At 71.5% G+C, this 16,685-nt stretch carries 11 protein-coding genes; 7 read left to right on the forward strand and 4 right to left on the reverse strand.

Annotation, left to right across the window (positions count from 1 at the left end; translation table 11 throughout):
* Positions 1-58: 58 nt before the first annotated feature.
* The gene (locus L3078_RS30320) at positions 59-277 is read right to left on the reverse strand and encodes a hypothetical protein (RefSeq protein ID WP_239757083.1); all 219 of its coding nucleotides are present in this window, start codon (positions 275-277) and stop codon (positions 59-61) included.
* Between the two features lie 324 nt (positions 278-601).
* On the opposite strand from L3078_RS30320, the gene L3078_RS30325 reads away from it, so the two are divergent.
* The 7 genes from L3078_RS30325 (at position 602) to moeZ (ending at position 10,399) form a co-directional block, all read left to right on the forward strand.
* On the forward strand, positions 602-1,777 hold the full coding sequence (locus L3078_RS30325) for an alpha/beta fold hydrolase (protein ID WP_239757084.1): 1,176 nt from the start codon (positions 602-604) through the stop codon (positions 1,775-1,777).
* A gap of 8 nt (positions 1,778-1,785) precedes the next feature.
* Positions 1,786-3,549, forward strand: coding sequence for a DUF3152 domain-containing protein (locus L3078_RS30330; protein ID WP_239757085.1), 1,764 nt, complete (start codon positions 1,786-1,788; stop codon positions 3,547-3,549).
* A 213-nt stretch (positions 3,550-3,762) separates the two neighbouring features.
* Positions 3,763-6,018, forward strand: a complete 2,256-nt coding sequence (locus L3078_RS30335) for a DUF3492 domain-containing protein (protein WP_239757086.1) — start codon at positions 3,763-3,765, stop codon at positions 6,016-6,018.
* Positions 6,015-7,262: a hypothetical protein gene (locus L3078_RS30340; protein ID WP_239757087.1), complete on the forward strand. Its 1,248-nt coding sequence runs from the start codon at positions 6,015-6,017 to the stop codon at positions 7,260-7,262. Before L3078_RS30335 ends, L3078_RS30340 begins: the two co-directional genes overlap by 4 nt.
* Positions 7,263-7,460: 198 nt before the next feature.
* Positions 7,461-8,420 (forward strand): NAD-dependent epimerase/dehydratase family protein, encoded by a 960-nt coding sequence (locus L3078_RS30345; RefSeq protein ID WP_215448875.1) that lies wholly within the window; start codon positions 7,461-7,463, stop codon positions 8,418-8,420.
* Positions 8,408-9,157 carry a spherulation-specific family 4 protein gene (locus L3078_RS30350; protein ID WP_239757088.1) on the forward strand — a complete coding sequence of 250 codons (750 nt, stop codon included), beginning with the start codon at positions 8,408-8,410 and terminating at the stop codon, positions 9,155-9,157. Before L3078_RS30345 ends, L3078_RS30350 begins: the two co-directional genes overlap by 13 nt.
* Before the next feature lie 63 nt (positions 9,158-9,220).
* Entirely contained in the window at positions 9,221-10,399 is a 1,179-nt protein-coding gene (gene moeZ, locus L3078_RS30355; protein ID WP_239757089.1) for an adenylyltransferase/sulfurtransferase MoeZ, read from the forward strand.
* 113 nt (positions 10,400-10,512) lie between these two features.
* On the opposite strand, the gene L3078_RS30360 is transcribed toward moeZ, so the two are convergent.
* From L3078_RS30360 to L3078_RS30370, 3 genes are all read right to left on the reverse strand, one after another.
* On the reverse strand, positions 10,513-12,039 hold the full coding sequence (locus L3078_RS30360; RefSeq protein ID WP_239757090.1) for an alpha/beta hydrolase: 1,527 nt from the start codon (positions 12,037-12,039) through the stop codon (positions 10,513-10,515).
* Positions 12,040-12,159: 120 nt separating this feature from the next.
* Positions 12,160-13,710, reverse strand: a complete 1,551-nt coding sequence (locus L3078_RS30365) for an alpha/beta hydrolase (RefSeq protein WP_239757092.1) — start codon at positions 13,708-13,710, stop codon at positions 12,160-12,162.
* A 128-nt stretch (positions 13,711-13,838) separates the two neighbouring features.
* Positions 13,839-16,676 (reverse strand): lysylphosphatidylglycerol synthase transmembrane domain-containing protein, encoded by a 2,838-nt coding sequence (locus L3078_RS30370; RefSeq protein ID WP_239757094.1) that lies wholly within the window; start codon positions 16,674-16,676, stop codon positions 13,839-13,841.
* Positions 16,677-16,685 lie beyond the last annotated feature (9 nt).

The following is a 16,685-nucleotide window of genomic DNA, read 5'->3' on the forward strand; positions in this document are numbered from 1 at the left end:
GGGCGGGCAGAGGGAAGCCCTTTCTCGTCACCGGTCGTCGTCCCTGGTGAGGGTCGGGTTACCGATAGTCGTCCTCGTCCAGGGAGACCACGCGGGCCTGTTCCGCCAGATCGGCCTCGTTGGCCATGCCCGGATCGACGTCGGTCAGCGGATCGTCCCGGTGCGGGGCGACGTCCGCGTGCTGCTCGGCGGCATCGGCCTCGGGGGCCTCGACATCGTCCAACTCCACGGAGTCCTCCTCGGCGAAGGTGTCGGGATCGGTCGGATCAATGGCCATCGTGGGTTCCCCTTCCTGGTGCTGCCCTGGTGTCGCCGGAACGTCGACGGCGGCGGGGGCCACGTACGGGTGCCCTCTTCGTGGGCCCGGATGCGCTGCCCGAGAGCACGTTTCCGAGCCTAGGAGACAGGTCATCGTGGCGCTATGCGGTCGGTCCGGTGCGACTGGTCCCGGCGGTGCGTGCGCGCCGCCGTGCGGTGAGTGCTCGGCGCCCGGCGGCGCGTACTCGACGCCCGGTACCCCGGCAAAGGTGGCTGATTTGTGGTGTGGTCTGTGACGGCGAACACATGAGTCACTGCGTGATCGTCTCGTAACATTGCCCGCATGTCTTCGACCGAGCTGCCGTCCCTGCTGACCGCCACCGCGTCGCCGAAGGCGAGTGCCGTGCGCGTGGCACCCGGTGAGCGGCTGAGGTCGGTCCGGTTGCCGGGGATCACGTTGTCGGTACGGTCGAGACCGCCGGCCCGCGAAGGACTGCCGCCCGCTCTGTACGTGCACGGCTTGGGCGGCTCCTCGCAGAACTGGTCCGCGCTGATGCCGCTGCTCGACGGGCTCGTCGACAGCGAGGCGCTCGATCTGCCCGGCTTCGGCGACTCGCCGCCGCCGGACGACGGCAACTACTCCGTCACGGGACACGCCCGCGCGGTCATCCGCTACCTCGACTCCGCGGGGCGCGGCCCGGTGCACCTCTTCGGCAACTCCCTCGGCGGCGCGATCGCGACCCGCGTCGCCGCCCTGCGCCCGGACCTCGTCTGCACCCTGACCCTGGTGTCGCCCGCTCTGCCGGAGCTCCGCGTGCAGCGGACCGCCGTGCCGACCGCGATGCTCGCCCTGCCGGGCATGTCGGCGCTCTTCAACCGCTTCACCAAGGGCTGGACCGCCGAGCAGCGCGTACGGGGCGTCACGGCGCTCTGTTACGGCGACCCCGGCCGCGTCACGGAGGAGGGCTTCCGCAACGCTGTGGAGGAGATGGAGCGGCGCCTGCAACTGCCGTACATGTGGGACGCGTTGACGCGTTCGGCCCGAGGGCTCGTGGACGCCTACACTTTGGGTGGGCAGCACTCGCTCTGGCGCCAGGCCGAGCGGGTCCTCGCCCCGACCCTCCTCGTCTACGGCCGACGCGACCAACTCGTCGGCTACCGCATGGCCCAGCGCGCCGCCCGTTCCTTCCGGGACTCCCGCCTCGTCTCCCTGCCGGACGCGGGGCACGTGGCGATGATGGAGTACCCGGAGGCGGTCGCCGCCGCGTTCCGTGACCTGCTCGCGGATGCGGGGAGGGCGAGGAGCGGGGTGGATGAGATGCCGGTGGGTTCGGAGCCGGGCGGTTCGAGGCCGGTGGGTTCGGAACCGGTCGGTTCGGGGTCGGTCGGTTCGGAGTCGGTGTCGGTCGATGTTTCGGGTGAGGGTGGTTCGGTGAGTGGCGGTGGCTCGGTCGGCGCCGACGAGGGTGACTCGGTCGCCGAGGGGCCGCCCAAGGGCTCGCCCGGCGTGGGGAGCTGAGGCGCGGCGTGGGACGGCACAGCCGCAAGGGGCGGGCGCCGAAAGGCGACACAAGCGATATAGGGACAGCCCGGACGGTCACGTCCACGGGGGCGGGGGCGGGTGACCGTGCGCCGGCGCCGCGAGCGTGGGGCGCTGAGGGTGCCGAGGGTGCGAGGACCATGGGCCCGGGTGGCCCGGGTGGACCGGGTTCCGGGGGTGCGGCGAGCGCCGTGAGCGCCTCGGCGGCGCAGACGCGAGCGCAGCCGCCGGGTGGTGGGCCGCAGCCTCGCGGATACGCCGGGGCGCCTGGGTACGACAGGAGGCCGGGGCAAGGGGCCCCCGGGCAGGGCAGGCCGGGGTTCGGCGGTGGTGCGGCCGGGCAGCAGGGGGCGCGCTTCGCGGACGGCACTCCGGCGCACGGCTTCCCCCGCCTGCCTGACGGCACGCCCGCGCACGGGATGCCGCGTCCGCCCGAGGGCACGCCCGCGCATGGCTTCCCGCGTCTTCCGGACGGCGCCCAGGTGGGCGGTTATCCGCCGAGTCGTGGTGAACACCCCGAGCAGCGCGAAGCGGGCGGGGGTTGGGGCCACCTGGGTGGTGGTGGGCGTCGGCAGGGCGCCGGACACGGCGTGGCGCAAGGGGGTCCCGCGGGGGCTCCGTATGGTGGGCCGGGCGAGGCGTCACCCCATGGCGCCCCGCACGGCGTGCCTCCGGAGAGTTCGGGCCGCCGTATCCCCATTCCCCGGCAGCGGCAGGAGACCATGCCCCCCGGTGGCCCCCGCCAGGCCTATCTGGACGCCTTCGACGAGGTCGACGACGTCTTCGCACCCGGCCGGACACAACGCGGCGCGCCGGGTGCCGACGACGACGGCCGGGTCGAGACGGCCCTCGCAGAGAAACCGCTGCGCGGGCGGTCGCCGCGACAGGAGCCGCACGAACAGCCGCCGGGCGACGAGACCGAGTCCGCCGGGACGGCGAAGGGCGGCAAGGGACGGGCGTTCGTCGGTATCGCGGCCGCCGCCGTCACGACCGTGCTCGTGGTCGTCGTGGGCGGACAGATGGCCGTCGGGGAGGACGAGAACGCCACTCGGCCGCAGGCCGCCGAGGCCGGCGAGCGTGCTGTGCGCGACACCTCACGCAGCGACAACCGGCCCACACCGTCCGTCCCGCCCAGCCCGAGCGCGACCCCGCTGACGTACGAGCAGAAGATGGACAAGAAGTACGCGCTCGCCGCGGATCTGGAGGGCGACGGGGAGTTCGAGGCGGTCGCGGGCTTCGACAAGGCGCCGGGGACGGGGCAGAAGTACCGCTACCGGGTCGATGTCGAGACGGGGCTCGGGCTGGACGCGGAGCTGTTCGCGGACGCTGTGCAGAAGACCCTGAACGACGACCGGAGCTGGGCCCACGCCGGTGGCCGTACGTTCGAGCGGATCTCCTCGGGCACCCCCGACTTCGTGATCACGCTGGCCAGTCCGGGGACCACCGCGTTCTGGTGTGCCAAGTCGGGGCTCGACACCACCGTGGACAACGTCTCGTGCGACTCGGCAGCCACCGAGCGCGTGATGATCAACGCATACCGCTGGGCCCAGGGTTCGGAGACGTACGGCGACGAGATCCACGCGTATCGGCAGATGCTGATCAACCACGAGATCGGCCACCGCCTCAAGTACCCCCACGTGACCTGCGACAAGGACGGCGAACTCGCGCCCGTCATGCAGCAGCAGAGCAAGTTCCTGACCTACCGCGGGATCACCTGCAAGGCCAATCCCTGGCCCTACCCCAATAGTTGACGGCAGCCCACGCTGTCGACCGACTCGGCGTGATCAGGTGATCCCTTAGCGCGACGAAACGCGTCCCGCTAGTGAAAGTTACGACCGTTCACCCCTTTTGGTGGCGCGATGGACAACCGTCCGTCGCGCCACTGCCTTGTCCGCATACGTTCGTCCCGCTGCGGGCCGCCGGGCGAACGGCGGCTCCTCAAACGGGAGATCGGGGGTGCACGCGTGCGCATCGGACTGCTTACGGAGGGTGGCTATCCGTATGTGAGCGGTGACGCCAGGCTCTGGTGCGACCGACTCGTACGTGGGCTGGAGCGACACGAGTTCGACATTTACGCGCTCAGCCGGAGCGAGCGGCAGGAGGACGAGGGCTGGATCCCGTTGCCGCCGCAGGTCAGGCGAGTCCGCACGGCACCGCTGTGGACGGCCGAGGACGACGGGGTCGTCCATGGGCGCCGCGCGCGAAGGCGCTTCGCGGAGGCGTACGGCGAGCTGGTCGCGGCTGTCTGTTCGGGGGGAACGGGCGGGGGTGAGGTTGCGGCTGGGCAGGCTGCGGCTGGGCAGGTGTTCGAGGGGCTGGCCGGGACCGGCGTCGAAGGCTCGGCCGGGAAGGCATTCCAGGGCTCGGTCGGGGCCTGCGAGGGCTCGGGCGGGGAGGTTCTCGAGGGCTCGGCCGGTGCTGAGGCGGACCGTTTCGGCAACGCGTTGTACGGGCTTGCCGAGCTGGCCCGGGACGAGGGCGGACTGGTCGGCGCGCTGCGCTCCGAGGCCGCTGTCCGCACACTGGAGCGCGCCTGTCGTGCGCCCGGCGCATTGCGAGGGGCGCGCGAGGCTCGCGTGCCGGATCTACTGACCGTCGCCTCCCATCTCGAACGCGCCCTGCGCCCTCTCTCACTCGACTGGTACGAGGACGACGGGCTCGGCTCGGTCGACCTGTGCCATGCTGCGGCCGGCGGCTCGGCCGCGCTGCCCGGACTGCTGGCCCGCCACTTCCACGGAGTGCCGCTCCTGGTCACCGAGTACGGAGTGCCGCTGCGGGCGCACTACCTGGGGGCCTCGGGAGAGGCGCCGGTGCGCGCGCTCCTCGCGGCCTTCCACCGGCGGCTGACCGCAGAGGTGTACCGGCAGGCCGCCTGCCTCACCCCCGGTAACACCCATGCCCGGCGCTGGCAGGAGCGCTGCGGCGCCGACCGGACCCGAATCCGCACGGTCTACCCCGGCATGGACGCCGCCCGTTTCGCGGAGGTGGGTGAGTCGCCCGAGTGCGCGGATCCGCACACGCTGGTGTGGGTGGGCCGCATCGAGCCCGCCAAGGACCTCATCTCGCTGTTGCACGCCTTCGCCGAGATCCGTCGGGCGGAGCCCAAAGCGAGGCTCAGGATCGTCGGAGCGGCTGCGGGGGCCGAGGCCACGGCATACCTGGGCCACTGCAAGGCCCTCGCCGCACAGCTCTTCCCCGACGAGGCGGACGGCGTCCACGCGGTCGGCGACAACCCCGTCTCCTTCGAGGAGATCGGCGACCCGGCCGTCCCCGACCTCGCCGAGGCCTACGCCGCCGGTGCGGTCGTCGTGCTGTCGAGTGTCGTCGAGGGCTTCCCGATCAGTCTGGTCGAGGCCATGTTCTGCGGCCGGCCCACGGTCTCCACCGATGTGGGAGCGGTCGTGGAGGTCATCGGCGGCACCGGGCTGGTCGTCCCGCCGCGCAATCCGCGGGCGCTCGCCGAAGCGTGCGTGGCGCTCCTGCGGGAGCCCGAGCGCCGTGCGCGCCTGGGCGCTGCCGCCCGCGCCCGCGCTCTCGAACTCTTCACGGTGGAGCAGAACGTCGCGGCATTTCGTGGCATCTACCTGGAGATCGTCTCCCACGCCCCGGTACACAAGATCGTCCTCGACGACGCCGGTGCACCACTGCCTTTCGGAGCCCCCGCCGAGTCCCACGTCCCCGGCCGCTGGACCGAGCCCCGGCAGGCGGCGGCCGGCCTCGGCGTCGCGGGGGTCGCCGGGGTCGCCGGAGTCGTGGGAGTCGCGGGGGGCATGGGGGCCGCCGGAGTGGCGGGGACGGCTGGGGCTGCCGCGGGCACCGGTGCGGCGGGCCCGGGTGGCGGCGCCGGGAGGCCGCGCTGGGCGGTCGGCTCCCCCGCACGGACGGCGACAGCTGCGCGGGCTACTGCGCCGGTTCGGGATGGGGCGCAGGTGCGGCTTACGGAGCCGGTTCGGGATGCGGTGGCTGGGTGGGACGGGGCGCCGGTCCGGGGTGTGTCGGGTGATGCCGTCCGCCCGACCTCGGCGCACGCGTCGGGTGCTGCCCTAGGCCCGGCCTCGGCGCATGAGTCGGGTGCCGCTCTGGGCTCGGTCTCGGCCTCGGCGGCGGTCACGCCTGCGGCTACCGCTTCTGCAGCGGCTCCCTCTCCGACCCCGGCTGCGGAAAAGCCCTCAAGCATCGCCATCAGCAAGCCGGTCCCCGCGAAGGAGGGGGCGCGATGAGCGAGCTGCGGTTGGACGGGCTGGACGAGTGGGACGGGTTCGACGCGAAACTTCTGCCCGATGCCATGACTTCGGCCGACCCCCTGGCCTCGCGGGACCTCGTCGATCCGCCCGACCCTGTCCCACGGGCGGCCGGCGACGGCCTCGACCTACCCGAGGCCGAGCCCAAGTCCGCTCCCCGGCGCCGTGCCGTGGACCCCGTGAAGGCCCTGATGCACCGGCACCGGGACCTGTGCGAGCGGGCGGTGGACCCCTTGGAGATCGCCGCCGGGCTGGAGGCACACGGGGTGACCGACCGAACGGCCGCCCGCTTCCGGCACCGCGACGTGTTCTCGCTCGCCGAGGAGATGTACGCGCGTGTGTCGCGTGACGGGGACGAATCCACCGAGCGCGAGCCGGTGCCGAGCGCGCCCGGCGCGCGCAGAGGATGGGCCGTGTTCGCCCTGCTGCCGGGCACCCTGTGCGCGGCGGGTGTCGTCGGGGTGCGGCTCAGCGACGGCCAACCCCGTCTCATGGCCGCGGCTCTCGGCGCCCTCGCGGTGACGCTCGGCCTTCGCGCGGCACTCGACCGGGGTCCATTGCGTGCCCCGTCCGGCGCGGCGCGCCGGACCCGCACCTGGACCTGCTGGCTGATCGCGTACGCCCTGCTCGGCGACGGCCTTCTCGCCGCCGGACTCCAAGGCGGGCCCCACGGTCTCTGGCCCTTGGCCGTCGCACCCGTGCTCGCGCTCGCCCTGTCCTGCGCCCCCGCCGTCTGGTGCGCCCACCTCCTTTCCGCCCGGGCCCGCCGCAAACTCACCGCCAGCCGGGGCCTCGCGGAGTTCGCCGAGTCCATGAAGCCCCTGATCCTCGGTGTGTTCGCGCTCCACCTCGGTGCCCTGGCCGCCTTGCTCACGCTGTGCGGCACGCTCCTGGACGAGCCCACCGGACAGACGGGCGCCGTGGCCCTCGGAGCGCTCCTCATGCTCGCCCGTCTCCTCACCGCCCACGGTTTCACCCAGGCCCCGGTGATCGCCCTCCGCGCGGCCGCCCTGGCCGAGGCGCTCGCGCTGGGCACCGTCTTCGCGAGCCGCCTGCCCGGCTGCTCCTTCCTGGCCCTCCCCGTCGAGACGGTCACGCACGCCTGGGGGGCCGAGGCCGTGCCCACCCTCGTGTGCGGCAGCGCCGCGCTCACCCTGCTCGTCCACACCAACCGCACGCTGACCCGGGCCTCGGCCCACGCTCTGCCCTCCGGGGCGACCTGACCTTCTCCGGCTTCGCACGCCGGCCTCGTACCGCCGCGCGAAGCCCGAGCCCGATCGATGCACGGGGCTTCCGTCCCGGGCGTCCCCTCCCGCGAGGCCGACACCGCGGGCACACCTCGTCACCCACGGCACCACCCCATAAGGAGAACGCCAGATGATCACCTCCCGAACCGGAGAGCCCGCCCCGGGAGCCGCCCGATGAGGGTCCTGCTGATCGGAGCCAACGGATATCTCGGCCGCTTCGTCGCCGAACGTCTGCTCGCCGACCCCGCCGTCCAGCTCACCGCGCTCGGCCGCGGCGACGACGCCGACGTACGGTTCGACCTCGCCACCGGCAGCCCCGGCGCGCTCACCCGCTTCCTGGACGCCGTCCACCCCGGAGTCGTCGTCAACTGCGCCGGCGCCACCCGGGGCGGCGCCCGCGAACTCACCCGGCACAACACCGTCGCCGTCGCCACCGTCTGCGAGGCCCTGCGCCGCAGCGGCTGCGGGGCTCGCCTGGTGCAGCTCGGCTGCGGCGCCGAGTACGGGCCCAGCCAACCCGGCTCCTCCACCGCCGAGGACGCCGTGCCCCGCCCCGGTGGTCCGTACGGTGTGAGCAAGCTCGCCGCCACCGAACTCGTCCTCGGCTCCGGCCTGGACGCCGTGGTCCTGCGGGTCTTCTCGCCCGCCGGGCCCGGCACACCCGCCGGCTCCCCGCTCGGCCGCCTCGCCGAGGCGATGCGCCGCGCCATGCAGTCGGGCGACGGCGAGCTCAAACTCGGCGGCCTCGGCGTCCAGCGCGACTTCGTCGACGTCCGCGACGTCGCCCGCGCCGTCCACGCCGCCTCGCTCTCCGCGGCCCAGGGTGTGATCAACATCGGTTCGGGCCGAGCCGTGCGCCTCCGTGACGCCGCGGCCGTCCTCGCCCGCGTCGCCGGTTACGGCGGTGCCCTCCACGAACTGGACGCACCACCCAACCCCCTCCGGTCCACCATCGGCCACCCCCGCCCCGAACCCGACCACGCCGCCCCCGTCTCCTACCCCTACCCGGACGGCTGCGGCAGCTGGCAGCAGGCCGATGTGCGCACCGCCCGCGACCGGCTCGGCTGGCGGCCCCGCATCAACCTGGAGGAGTCCCTGGCCGACATCTGGATGGAGGCGGCATGCCGTATCTGACCCCCGCCCCTTCCGGCATCGCCCGCACCGGCTTAAGCCTGGGCATCGGCGTCCCCGGTTATGCCCACCCCCTCGTCGCTCCACTGGAATGGAGCGAGCTCACCCGCCCCGGTACCCCTCTGCACTGGGTCGCCCTCGACGTCTCCGACGGCCCCGGCACCCGCCCCGACCGGCACTGCCTGGAGGCCTCCGGACGGTTGCGGAACGCGGGCGTCCAGGTACTCGGCCGTCTGAACATGACCTATGGGGCGCGCGCCTTCGCCGAGATCACCGCCGACGCCCGCCGCTATCTCGACTGGTACCTGGTCGACGGCTTTCTCCTGGACCGCTGTCCCACCGAACCCGGCGCGCTCGGCGAGACCGGCCGCACGGTCACCACACTCCGTGCCCTCCTCGGCGGCGGCCACATCGTCCTCGGCCACGGCACCCATCCGCACCCCGGATATGTCGAGACCGCGGATCAACTGGTGACCTTCTCCGGCCCCTGGAGCGACTACCGGTGGTCGCAGGTCGCCGAATGGACCGCCGACCATCCACCCGAGCGCTTCTGCCACTTCGTCCACGGTGTCCCGCGCGGGCACCTCGACGAGGCGCTGCGCATCGCCCGCTGGCAGGGCGCCGCCACGATCTACTTCACCGACCGCACGGACCGCGACGGCAGGATCGACCCCTGGGAGACGATGCCCGGCTACTGGGACGACATCGTCTCGATGGTTGGGACGGGTGTCTCGGAATGAAAAAGGGCGTGGCAGTGTTACGGGGAGAACAACTGTAGTGATTGACCGACCAACGGAGTCCCCGTGTCGCTGCCACCCCTGGTCGAGCCCGCTTCCGAGCTCACCGTAGACGAGGTCCGCAGGTACTCCCGCCACCTGATCATCCCCGACGTCGGGATGGACGGGCAGAAGCGGCTGAAGAACGCCAAGGTGCTCTGTGTGGGCGCCGGCGGCCTGGGCTCGCCGGCGCTGATGTACCTGGCCGCGGCGGGCGTCGGGACGCTCGGCATCGTGGAGTTCGACGAGGTCGACGAGTCGAACCTGCAGCGCCAGATCATCCACAGCCAGGCCGACATCGGCCGCTCCAAGGCCGAGTCCGCGCGTGACTCCGTCCTCGGCATCAACCCGTACGTGAACGTGATCCTCCACGAAGAGCGGCTCGAGGCCGAGAACGTGATGGACATCTTCAGCCAGTACGACCTGATCGTCGACGGCACGGACAACTTCGCGACGCGCTACCTGGTCAACGACGCGGCCGTGCTGCTGAACAAGCCGTACGTCTGGGGTTCGATCTACCGCTTCGACGGCCAGGCCTCCGTCTTCTGGTCCGAGCACGGTCCTTGCTACCGCTGCCTCTACCCGGAGCCCCCGCCGCCGGGCATGGTCCCCTCCTGCGCCGAGGGCGGCGTCCTCGGTGTGCTGTGCGCCTCCATCGGCTCCATCCAGGTCACCGAGGCCATCAAGGTCCTCACCGGCACGGGCGAGCCGCTGGTCGGCCGTCTGATGATCTACGACGCCCTGGAGATGCAGTACCGCCAGGTCAAGGTCCGCAAGGACCCCAACTGCGCCGTCTGCGGCGAGAACCCCACCGTCACCGAGCTCATCGACTACGAGGCCTTCTGCGGCGTCGTCTCCGAGGAGGCCCAGGAGGCGGCCGCCGGCTCGACGATCACTCCCAAGCAGCTCAAGGAGTGGATCGACGACGGCGAGAACATCGAGATCATCGACGTCCGTGAGGTCAACGAGTACGAGATCGTCTCCATCCCGGGCGCCAAGCTGATTCCGAAGAACGAGTTCCTCATGGGCACCGCCCTGGAGGCCCTCCCGCAGGACAAGAAGATCGTCCTGCACTGCAAGACGGGTGTCCGCAGTGCGGAAGTCCTCGCGGTCCTGAAGTCGGCCGGCTTCTCCGACGCCGTCCACGTCGGCGGTGGCGTGATCGGCTGGGTCAACCAGATCGAGCCCAGCAAGCCGGTCTACTAGCCGAACGGGCACGTTCACCGGACGAGCGTCCTTCCGGACGGGGCTCGGCACCACGGGTGCCGGGCCCCTCTGCGTCGCCCGCCGGACAGGCGCGAGCCGGTGACCGCACCGGCCTACGCGCAGACCTTGCCGTCCTCGGGCACCTTCCCGTCCAGCAGATACGCGTTCACCGTCGAGTCGACACAGCTGCTGCCGCTGCCGTACGCGCCATGGCCCTCGCCCTTCCAGGTGAGCATCACACCGACGCCCTCGCCCAGCTCCCCGGCCATCTTCCGCGCGCCCTCGTAGGGCGTCGCAGGATCCCCGGTGTTGCCCACCACCAGGACGGGTTCCGCGCCGGGGGCGCTCACCTCCGGTGAGTCCGTGAGACCGGGCACCGGCCACTCGTGGCACCAGCCCGCCGTGTCCCAGCCCAGGAACTCGCCGAACACGGGCGAGATCTTTCGGAACTCGGGCAGCAGCTTCTTCGTCTCCTCCGGAGTCGGCCGTTGCTTCTGGTCCAAGCACGATATGACCCGTTGGGAGTGGGTCGTCGTGCCGTAGTGGCCCGACGGGTCACGCTCGTTGTACCCGTCGGCCAGCGCGAGCAGCTCGGTGCCGTCGCCGTCCTCGGCCGCGTCGAGTGCGCTGGTCAGTGTGGGCCAGCTCTGCTCGCTGTAGAGCGGCAGGACGATCCCGGTGGTCGCCAGGGTCTGGGTGAGCTCGCGGCCGGATGTCGTCTTCAGCGGCTCGGCGTCGATGCGCTCCAGCAGCTTCCCGATCTTCCGGGTGCCTTCCTCGGGGTCCTGGCCCGTGGACTCCAGATAGTTGTCGAGGGCGCGCTGGAAGCCCAGGGCCTGGTTCTTCGCGTGGCCCACCGTGTCGGCGGTCGGGTCGACCACCGCGTCCAGGACCAGGCGTCCCACCTTCTCGGGGAACAGATGGGCGTAGACACCGCCGAGTTCCGTGCCGTAGGAGATGCCGAAGTAGTGCATCTTCTCGTCGCCGAGGACCTGGCGCATGAGGTCCATGTCGCGGGCGGTCTCAGCGGTCGAGACGTGGGACAGCAGCTTGCCCGCGGCCTTCTCGCAGCCCGCGCCGAAGTCGGCCGCGTCCTCGAAGAAGGCCGTCTCCTCGGCCCTGTCGTCCGGTGTGGCGTCCACCGACTCGCCCGCCTGGATCTCCTTGTCGCCGCGGCAGCGGACCCCCTCGCTCTGGGCCACCCCGCGCGGGTCCCAGCTCACCAGGTCGTACCGCTTGTGCAGTTCGCTCGTCAGGCCCGCGTACGACGGCAGCATGGAGACACCGGAGCCGCCCGGTCCGCCGAAGTTGAACAGGAGGGAGCCGACGCGTTCGTCGGCGTCGCCTGTCGCCTTGCTGCGGATCAGCGCGAGCCCGATCGTCGTGCCGTCCGGTTCGGCGTAGTCCAGCGGCACCTTCAGCGTCGCGCACTGCCAGTCGTCGCCCGGCGCAGGGCCCTCCGATGTCGCTTTGCAGCGCCCCCAGTCCAGTTTCTGGGACGCGGACGACGGCGTCGGAGCGGCTGCGGAGGCCTTCCCGTCGTCCCTCTCGTCGTCGGCACGGTCGTCCGTGCCGCCGCTACAGCCGGCGACCAGCAGCACGGCAGCGGCCAGTGCCGCCCCCCGTGGAAAACGCGCCATGAAACACTTCCCCCCTCTCGCGATACCGCCCGACGGTTGTCCCGAATGACGGTCATGCCATGGTATGCGGACTGCGGGGAATGCCGAGATGGCCTGTGGATAACGTTCTGACCTGCGTATTCACGAGCAGACAGTGCCCGCTTTCGGTACCTTCCCCGACAGCAGGTAGCCGTCCACGGCACTCTGGACGCACGCGTTGCCGCTGCCGTACGCGCCGTGGCCCTCCCCCTTGTACGTCACTCCCACGCCGACGCCCGGCCCGAGCGCCTCGACCATCCTTCGCGCGCCCTCGTACGGTGTGGCCGGGTCGCCCGTGGTGCCGATCACGAGGATCGGCGCCGAGCCCGGGGCCCGCACATCGGGATGGTCGGCCGCGCCGGCGACCGCCCAGTCGGTGCAACTGAGCATGGACCAGGCGAGCCACTCACCGAAGACGGGTGAGGTCGCCCGGAACTCGGCCAGCCTCCTCTCCACGTCCTCGGTGGTGTAGCGCGGCTTGTCGTCCGCGCAGTTGATGGAGACGTTCGCCGCGGTGATGTTGCTGTACTCGCCGTTCCCGCTGCGCCCGTTCAAGGAGTCGGACAACAGCATCAGTACCTGGCCGTCACCGTCGTACGCCTGCGCCAGGCCCTCGGTGAGGTACTGCCAGAGATCCTGGGAGTAGAGGGCCTGGGCGATCCCGTTCCTTGCCTCGGACTCGGTCAGTTCGCGGGGGAACACCCCGGTGATCGGCTTTCTGTCGAGGTCTTCGAGCAGCTGGACGATCCGGTCCTCGACGTCCTGCTCGGTGTCGCCCACCGGGCAGTCCGCCACCTGCGAGACACAGTCCCGGGCGTAGTTGTCGAGCGCCCGCTGGAAGCCCTTGGCCTGTCCGAGCGAGCCCTGCTCCGCGGTCTGGGTCGGGTCGACGACCGCGTCGAACACGGCGCGTCCGACGTTCTCGGGGAACAGATGGGCGTAGACACCGCCGAGTTCGGTGCCGTACGAGAAGCCGAAGTAATGGAGTCTGTCGTCGCCGAGGAGGCGGCGCATGAGATCCATGTCGCGCGCCGCGTCCGTGGTGGGCACGTGCGGCAGGGTCTTGCCGGAGTTCTCCTCGCAGGCGGAGTTGAACGTCTTGGTGCTGTCGAGGAACTCCGTCCGCTCGGACGCGTCGTCCGGTGTCATGTCCTGCTGGAAGTACGCGTCGAGTGCCTCGTCGTCCTCGCACCGGATGCCGGCGCTGCGTCCGACGCCACGCGGGTCGAAGCTCACCAGGTCGTAGCGGGTACGCAGTCTCGCGTAGTCCTCGCCGAACGAGGGGAGCGTCTTGACGCCCGAGAGGCCGGGGCCGCCGAAGTTGAAGACGAGCGAGCCGATGCGCTGACTCGCGGAGCCACTGGACCGGGCCCGGATCAGTGCGACACCGATCGTGTCGCCGTCGGGCTCGTCCCAGTCGAGAGGTGCCTTCATGGTGGCGCACTGCCAGACCTCGCCGTCCGGCAGCGGTGGGGGTGCGGGCCCACCGCCCTGGGCCTCCGACGGTGCCTCGCAGGTCTTCCAGCTCAGCTTCTGCGTCGTCAGGTCCCCGTCGTCCCCCGGGCCGTCGTCGCCGCAGCCCGCCACCGTCAGGGACAGCAGGACGGCGACGGCGGTCACGACGACGGCACGCGATCGGGGCGAGAGGGGCATGCCACCCATCCTGGAGGCGCCCGGAGCGATGCGCTCGGGGCGCGGGCCGTGCGGGTGAGCCCCCAAGGTCGCGCCACGCGCGCGTGGACGGCGTGAGCCGGAAAGGGGGCCCACGCGCGCGTGATCCCCTACAGAGCGCCCTTGCGTGACAGTTGATTGAAGGCCAGCCATCCCGGCAGTACGGGCAGCCAGAGGGTGAGCAGACGGAACAGCAGCACTGCGGGCGCGGCGACCTCCTTGGGGAGGCCGACGGCGATCAGACCGACCGTCAGGGTGGCCTCGACGGCCCCGACACCGCCCGGGGTCGGGGCGGCCGAACCGAGGGCGTTGCCCGCGAGGAAGACGACCGCGACGCTGGCGATGCTGATCGACACGTCCTCGTTGCCGAACGCGCGGATCGAGGCGTCCAGGCACATCACGAAGCAGCCCGTGAGGAGCAGCATCCCGCCGATGCCCGTGACCAGTTTCTGTGGCCGCTGCAGCACGTCGAGCATGCGGGGCACGACGCCGGCGAAGAGCGACCGCACGCGCGTGACGACGAACTTCCGCAGGAACGGGATCGACGTCACCACCAGCACGAGCACCGCGACCGTCAACAGGCCCGCGATGACGGTGCGGGACGGCGACAGGGAGGGGGTCTTCTCCGTACCGGTCAGATAGCCGAAGGCCAACAGCATCAGGATGTGGCAGCCGAGCCCGAAGAGCTGCGACGCGCCGACACTCGCCACCGCGAGCCCCGGCCGCACGCCCGCACGCTGCAGGAAGCGGGTGTTGAGAGCGACACCGCCCACCGCGGCCGGTGCCACGATCTTCACGAACGATCCGGCGACCTGCGCCGCGATCGTCCGCAGGAACGGCACCCGCTCCGGCACGAAGCCCAGCAGGCTCATCGCCGCCGCGACATAGCTCAGAGCGGAGAAGAACACGGCCGCGGCGACCCAGCCCCACTCGGCGTTCTCGATGAGCGGCCCGAACTCGATGTGCGTGAGCTGGGTCAGCAGGAAGTAGGCGCCGATCGCACCGGCGATGAGACTGATCAACGTGCGCGGCTTGACCCGCTCCAGCCGCGCCGGTTCGACCGGTGCCTGGGGCCTGATCAGCAGCACCTGGTGGCGGATCTGGGTGAGCAGGTCCTCCTCGCGGGCCTCCTCCAGGGCCTCGTCGATCGCCCGTTTCTCGGCCCGCTGCTCGGCACGTACGGCCTTCTTGTCGGCCTTGCCCGGCTCGGTGGCCCTGCTGTGCTCCTCCGCGCGGGCCTGCTTGGCCAGGTGGGACGCCTCCAGGACCGCCTCGCGCTCACGTTCGGCGCGCTCCCGGGCGAGTCTGCGCAAGGTCGCCCTGGTGGAGCGGGACAGGGCGATGGGCTGGAGCATCGGCAGACAGTCGGCCACCGCGTCGGGGCCGAGCACGGCGACCGCCGAGGCCACCGCGCGTTCCGCGCCCACGCGCAGCCCCAGAGTCGTCAGCAGCTGGGAGACGTCCATGCGCAGCACCAGATCGCCCGCCGCGATCTCGCCCACGCGCAGATCGGTGAGGATCACCGTGCCGGAACGATCCACCAGAATCGCGTCACCCACGAGCCTGCGGTGCGCGATGCGCCGGGACTGCAGCGCCTTCACCTGGTGCCAGGTGTCCGCCATCAGCTCGTCGGTGACCTCGTCGTCCGCCAGGGAGTCGAGGGTGCGGCCGCCGGTGTGCTCGTAGACGAGCATCACGGCGTCCGGTCCGAGTTCGGAGGTGGCGATCAGTTTCGGCGCGTTGGCGCCTGCCGCGATGGCCGCGTACGCGAGGAGGGCCTCCTGCTCCAGCGCCTGGCGCAGCGACTGGAGGCTGCGGCGCGTGGTGATGCCGCGCAGCGTCAGCCGCCGCCAGACGCGGTAGAAGAAGCCCTGAGCCTGCTGCTCCCGGTCCACGACGGTGACGTCCAGCGGTGGGCCGTCCTCCAGCGTCACGAAGTACCGGCGGCCCCGGTCCCCGCCTTCCGCCGTCTCCGGGATCTCCTCCCGGGCGGCGCTGACCGGCTTGAAGCCGACCCGCCGGAGGCCGGCCATCAGGGTCCGGCCGGTCGGACGTACGTTCGGGGAGCCGACCGCGTACAGCGTTCCGTAGGCGACGGTCCAGCCGATCAGCACCGTCAGGATGATCGAGAACGGTGTCGTGTAGCCCGTGACCAGCATCGAGAAGGCGTCCAGCAGGAGCACGATCCACAGCACGGCCCGCCAGCGAGGTCGGCGCGACATGCCGACGGCGGTCATGTACGCGATGACCGGCGCGAGGTAGCCGTGCACGGGGTCCGTGAGGGCGTGGATGTCGCCGGGGGAGGGCTGGGTGAGCGCCTCCTGGATCGAGTCCGGAGCGGCCCTGGCCACCCACAGGTCGGTCGCCAGCGTCACTCCGTGCGCCAGGACCGCCGCGAGCACACCGTCGGCGATGCGCAGACCGTCCCGCTTGATCAGCCGTTCGATCGCGAAGGCGACCGGTACGAGCAGAATCGCGATGCTCGAGCCCAGGCCTGCGAGCTTGATCAGAAGATCGGGGGCCTGTCCCGTGCCCTTGCTGATGTCCTGTTCGAGTCCGGAGGTGGTGCCGTGGGCGAACGCGGCGATCGCCAGCAGGACGATGATCCCGAGGATGCCGACCGACAGCCGCATGAGGTCGGAGGGACGGTGCACGCGCGCGGGGAGCAATGGTTCATCGCCCTCGACCTCCTCGGCGTGGGCTTCCTCGAGGTCGTCATCGTCCCGTTGGTCCTGTTCGTCCCGCTGGTTCTGACCCCCCTGCTGGTCCTGCCGCTTCTCGTGCTCGTGCGTCGTGGGGGATTCTTCTTCGGCGGAGGGAGCGGTGGTGCCGGAGGCCTTCTTCGGGACGTCGTCCGTGCCCTCGTCGCCCCCCTCGGAGGCGTGCGGGCGCGACGAGGCGTCAGAGGTGCCCGCCGGGTCATCGGGGTGCACGCTCTGCTGCTTCATCGTCTCTTC

Source organism: Streptomyces deccanensis (assembly GCF_022385335.1).
In the GTDB taxonomy this organism is placed as follows: domain Bacteria; phylum Actinomycetota; class Actinomycetes; order Streptomycetales; family Streptomycetaceae; genus Streptomyces; species Streptomyces deccanensis.

What these genes read in the sequence shown, in the direction of transcription:
- L3078_RS30340 (WP_239757087.1), top strand. Translation starts at nt 6,015, where the DNA reads ATGAGCGAGCTGCGGTTGGACGGGCTGGACGAGTGGGACGGGTTCGAC.
- L3078_RS30325 (WP_239757084.1), top strand. Translation starts at nt 602, where the DNA reads ATGTCTTCGACCGAGCTGCCGTCCCTGCTGACCGCCACCGCGTCGCCG.
- L3078_RS30320 (WP_239757083.1), bottom strand. Translation starts at nt 277, where the DNA reads ATGGCCATTGATCCGACCGATCCCGACACCTTCGCCGAGGAGGACTCC.
- L3078_RS30350 (WP_239757088.1), top strand. Translation starts at nt 8,408, where the DNA reads ATGCCGTATCTGACCCCCGCCCCTTCCGGCATCGCCCGCACCGGCTTA.
- L3078_RS30370 (WP_239757094.1), bottom strand. Translation starts at nt 16,676, where the DNA reads ATGAAGCAGCAGAGCGTGCACCCCGATGACCCGGCGGGCACCTCTGAC.
- L3078_RS30345 (WP_215448875.1), top strand. Translation starts at nt 7,461, where the DNA reads ATGAGGGTCCTGCTGATCGGAGCCAACGGATATCTCGGCCGCTTCGTC.
- L3078_RS30365 (WP_239757092.1), bottom strand. Translation starts at nt 13,710, where the DNA reads ATGCCCCTCTCGCCCCGATCGCGTGCCGTCGTCGTGACCGCCGTCGCC.
- L3078_RS30360 (WP_239757090.1), bottom strand. Translation starts at nt 12,039, where the DNA reads ATGGCGCGTTTTCCACGGGGGGCGGCACTGGCCGCTGCCGTGCTGCTG.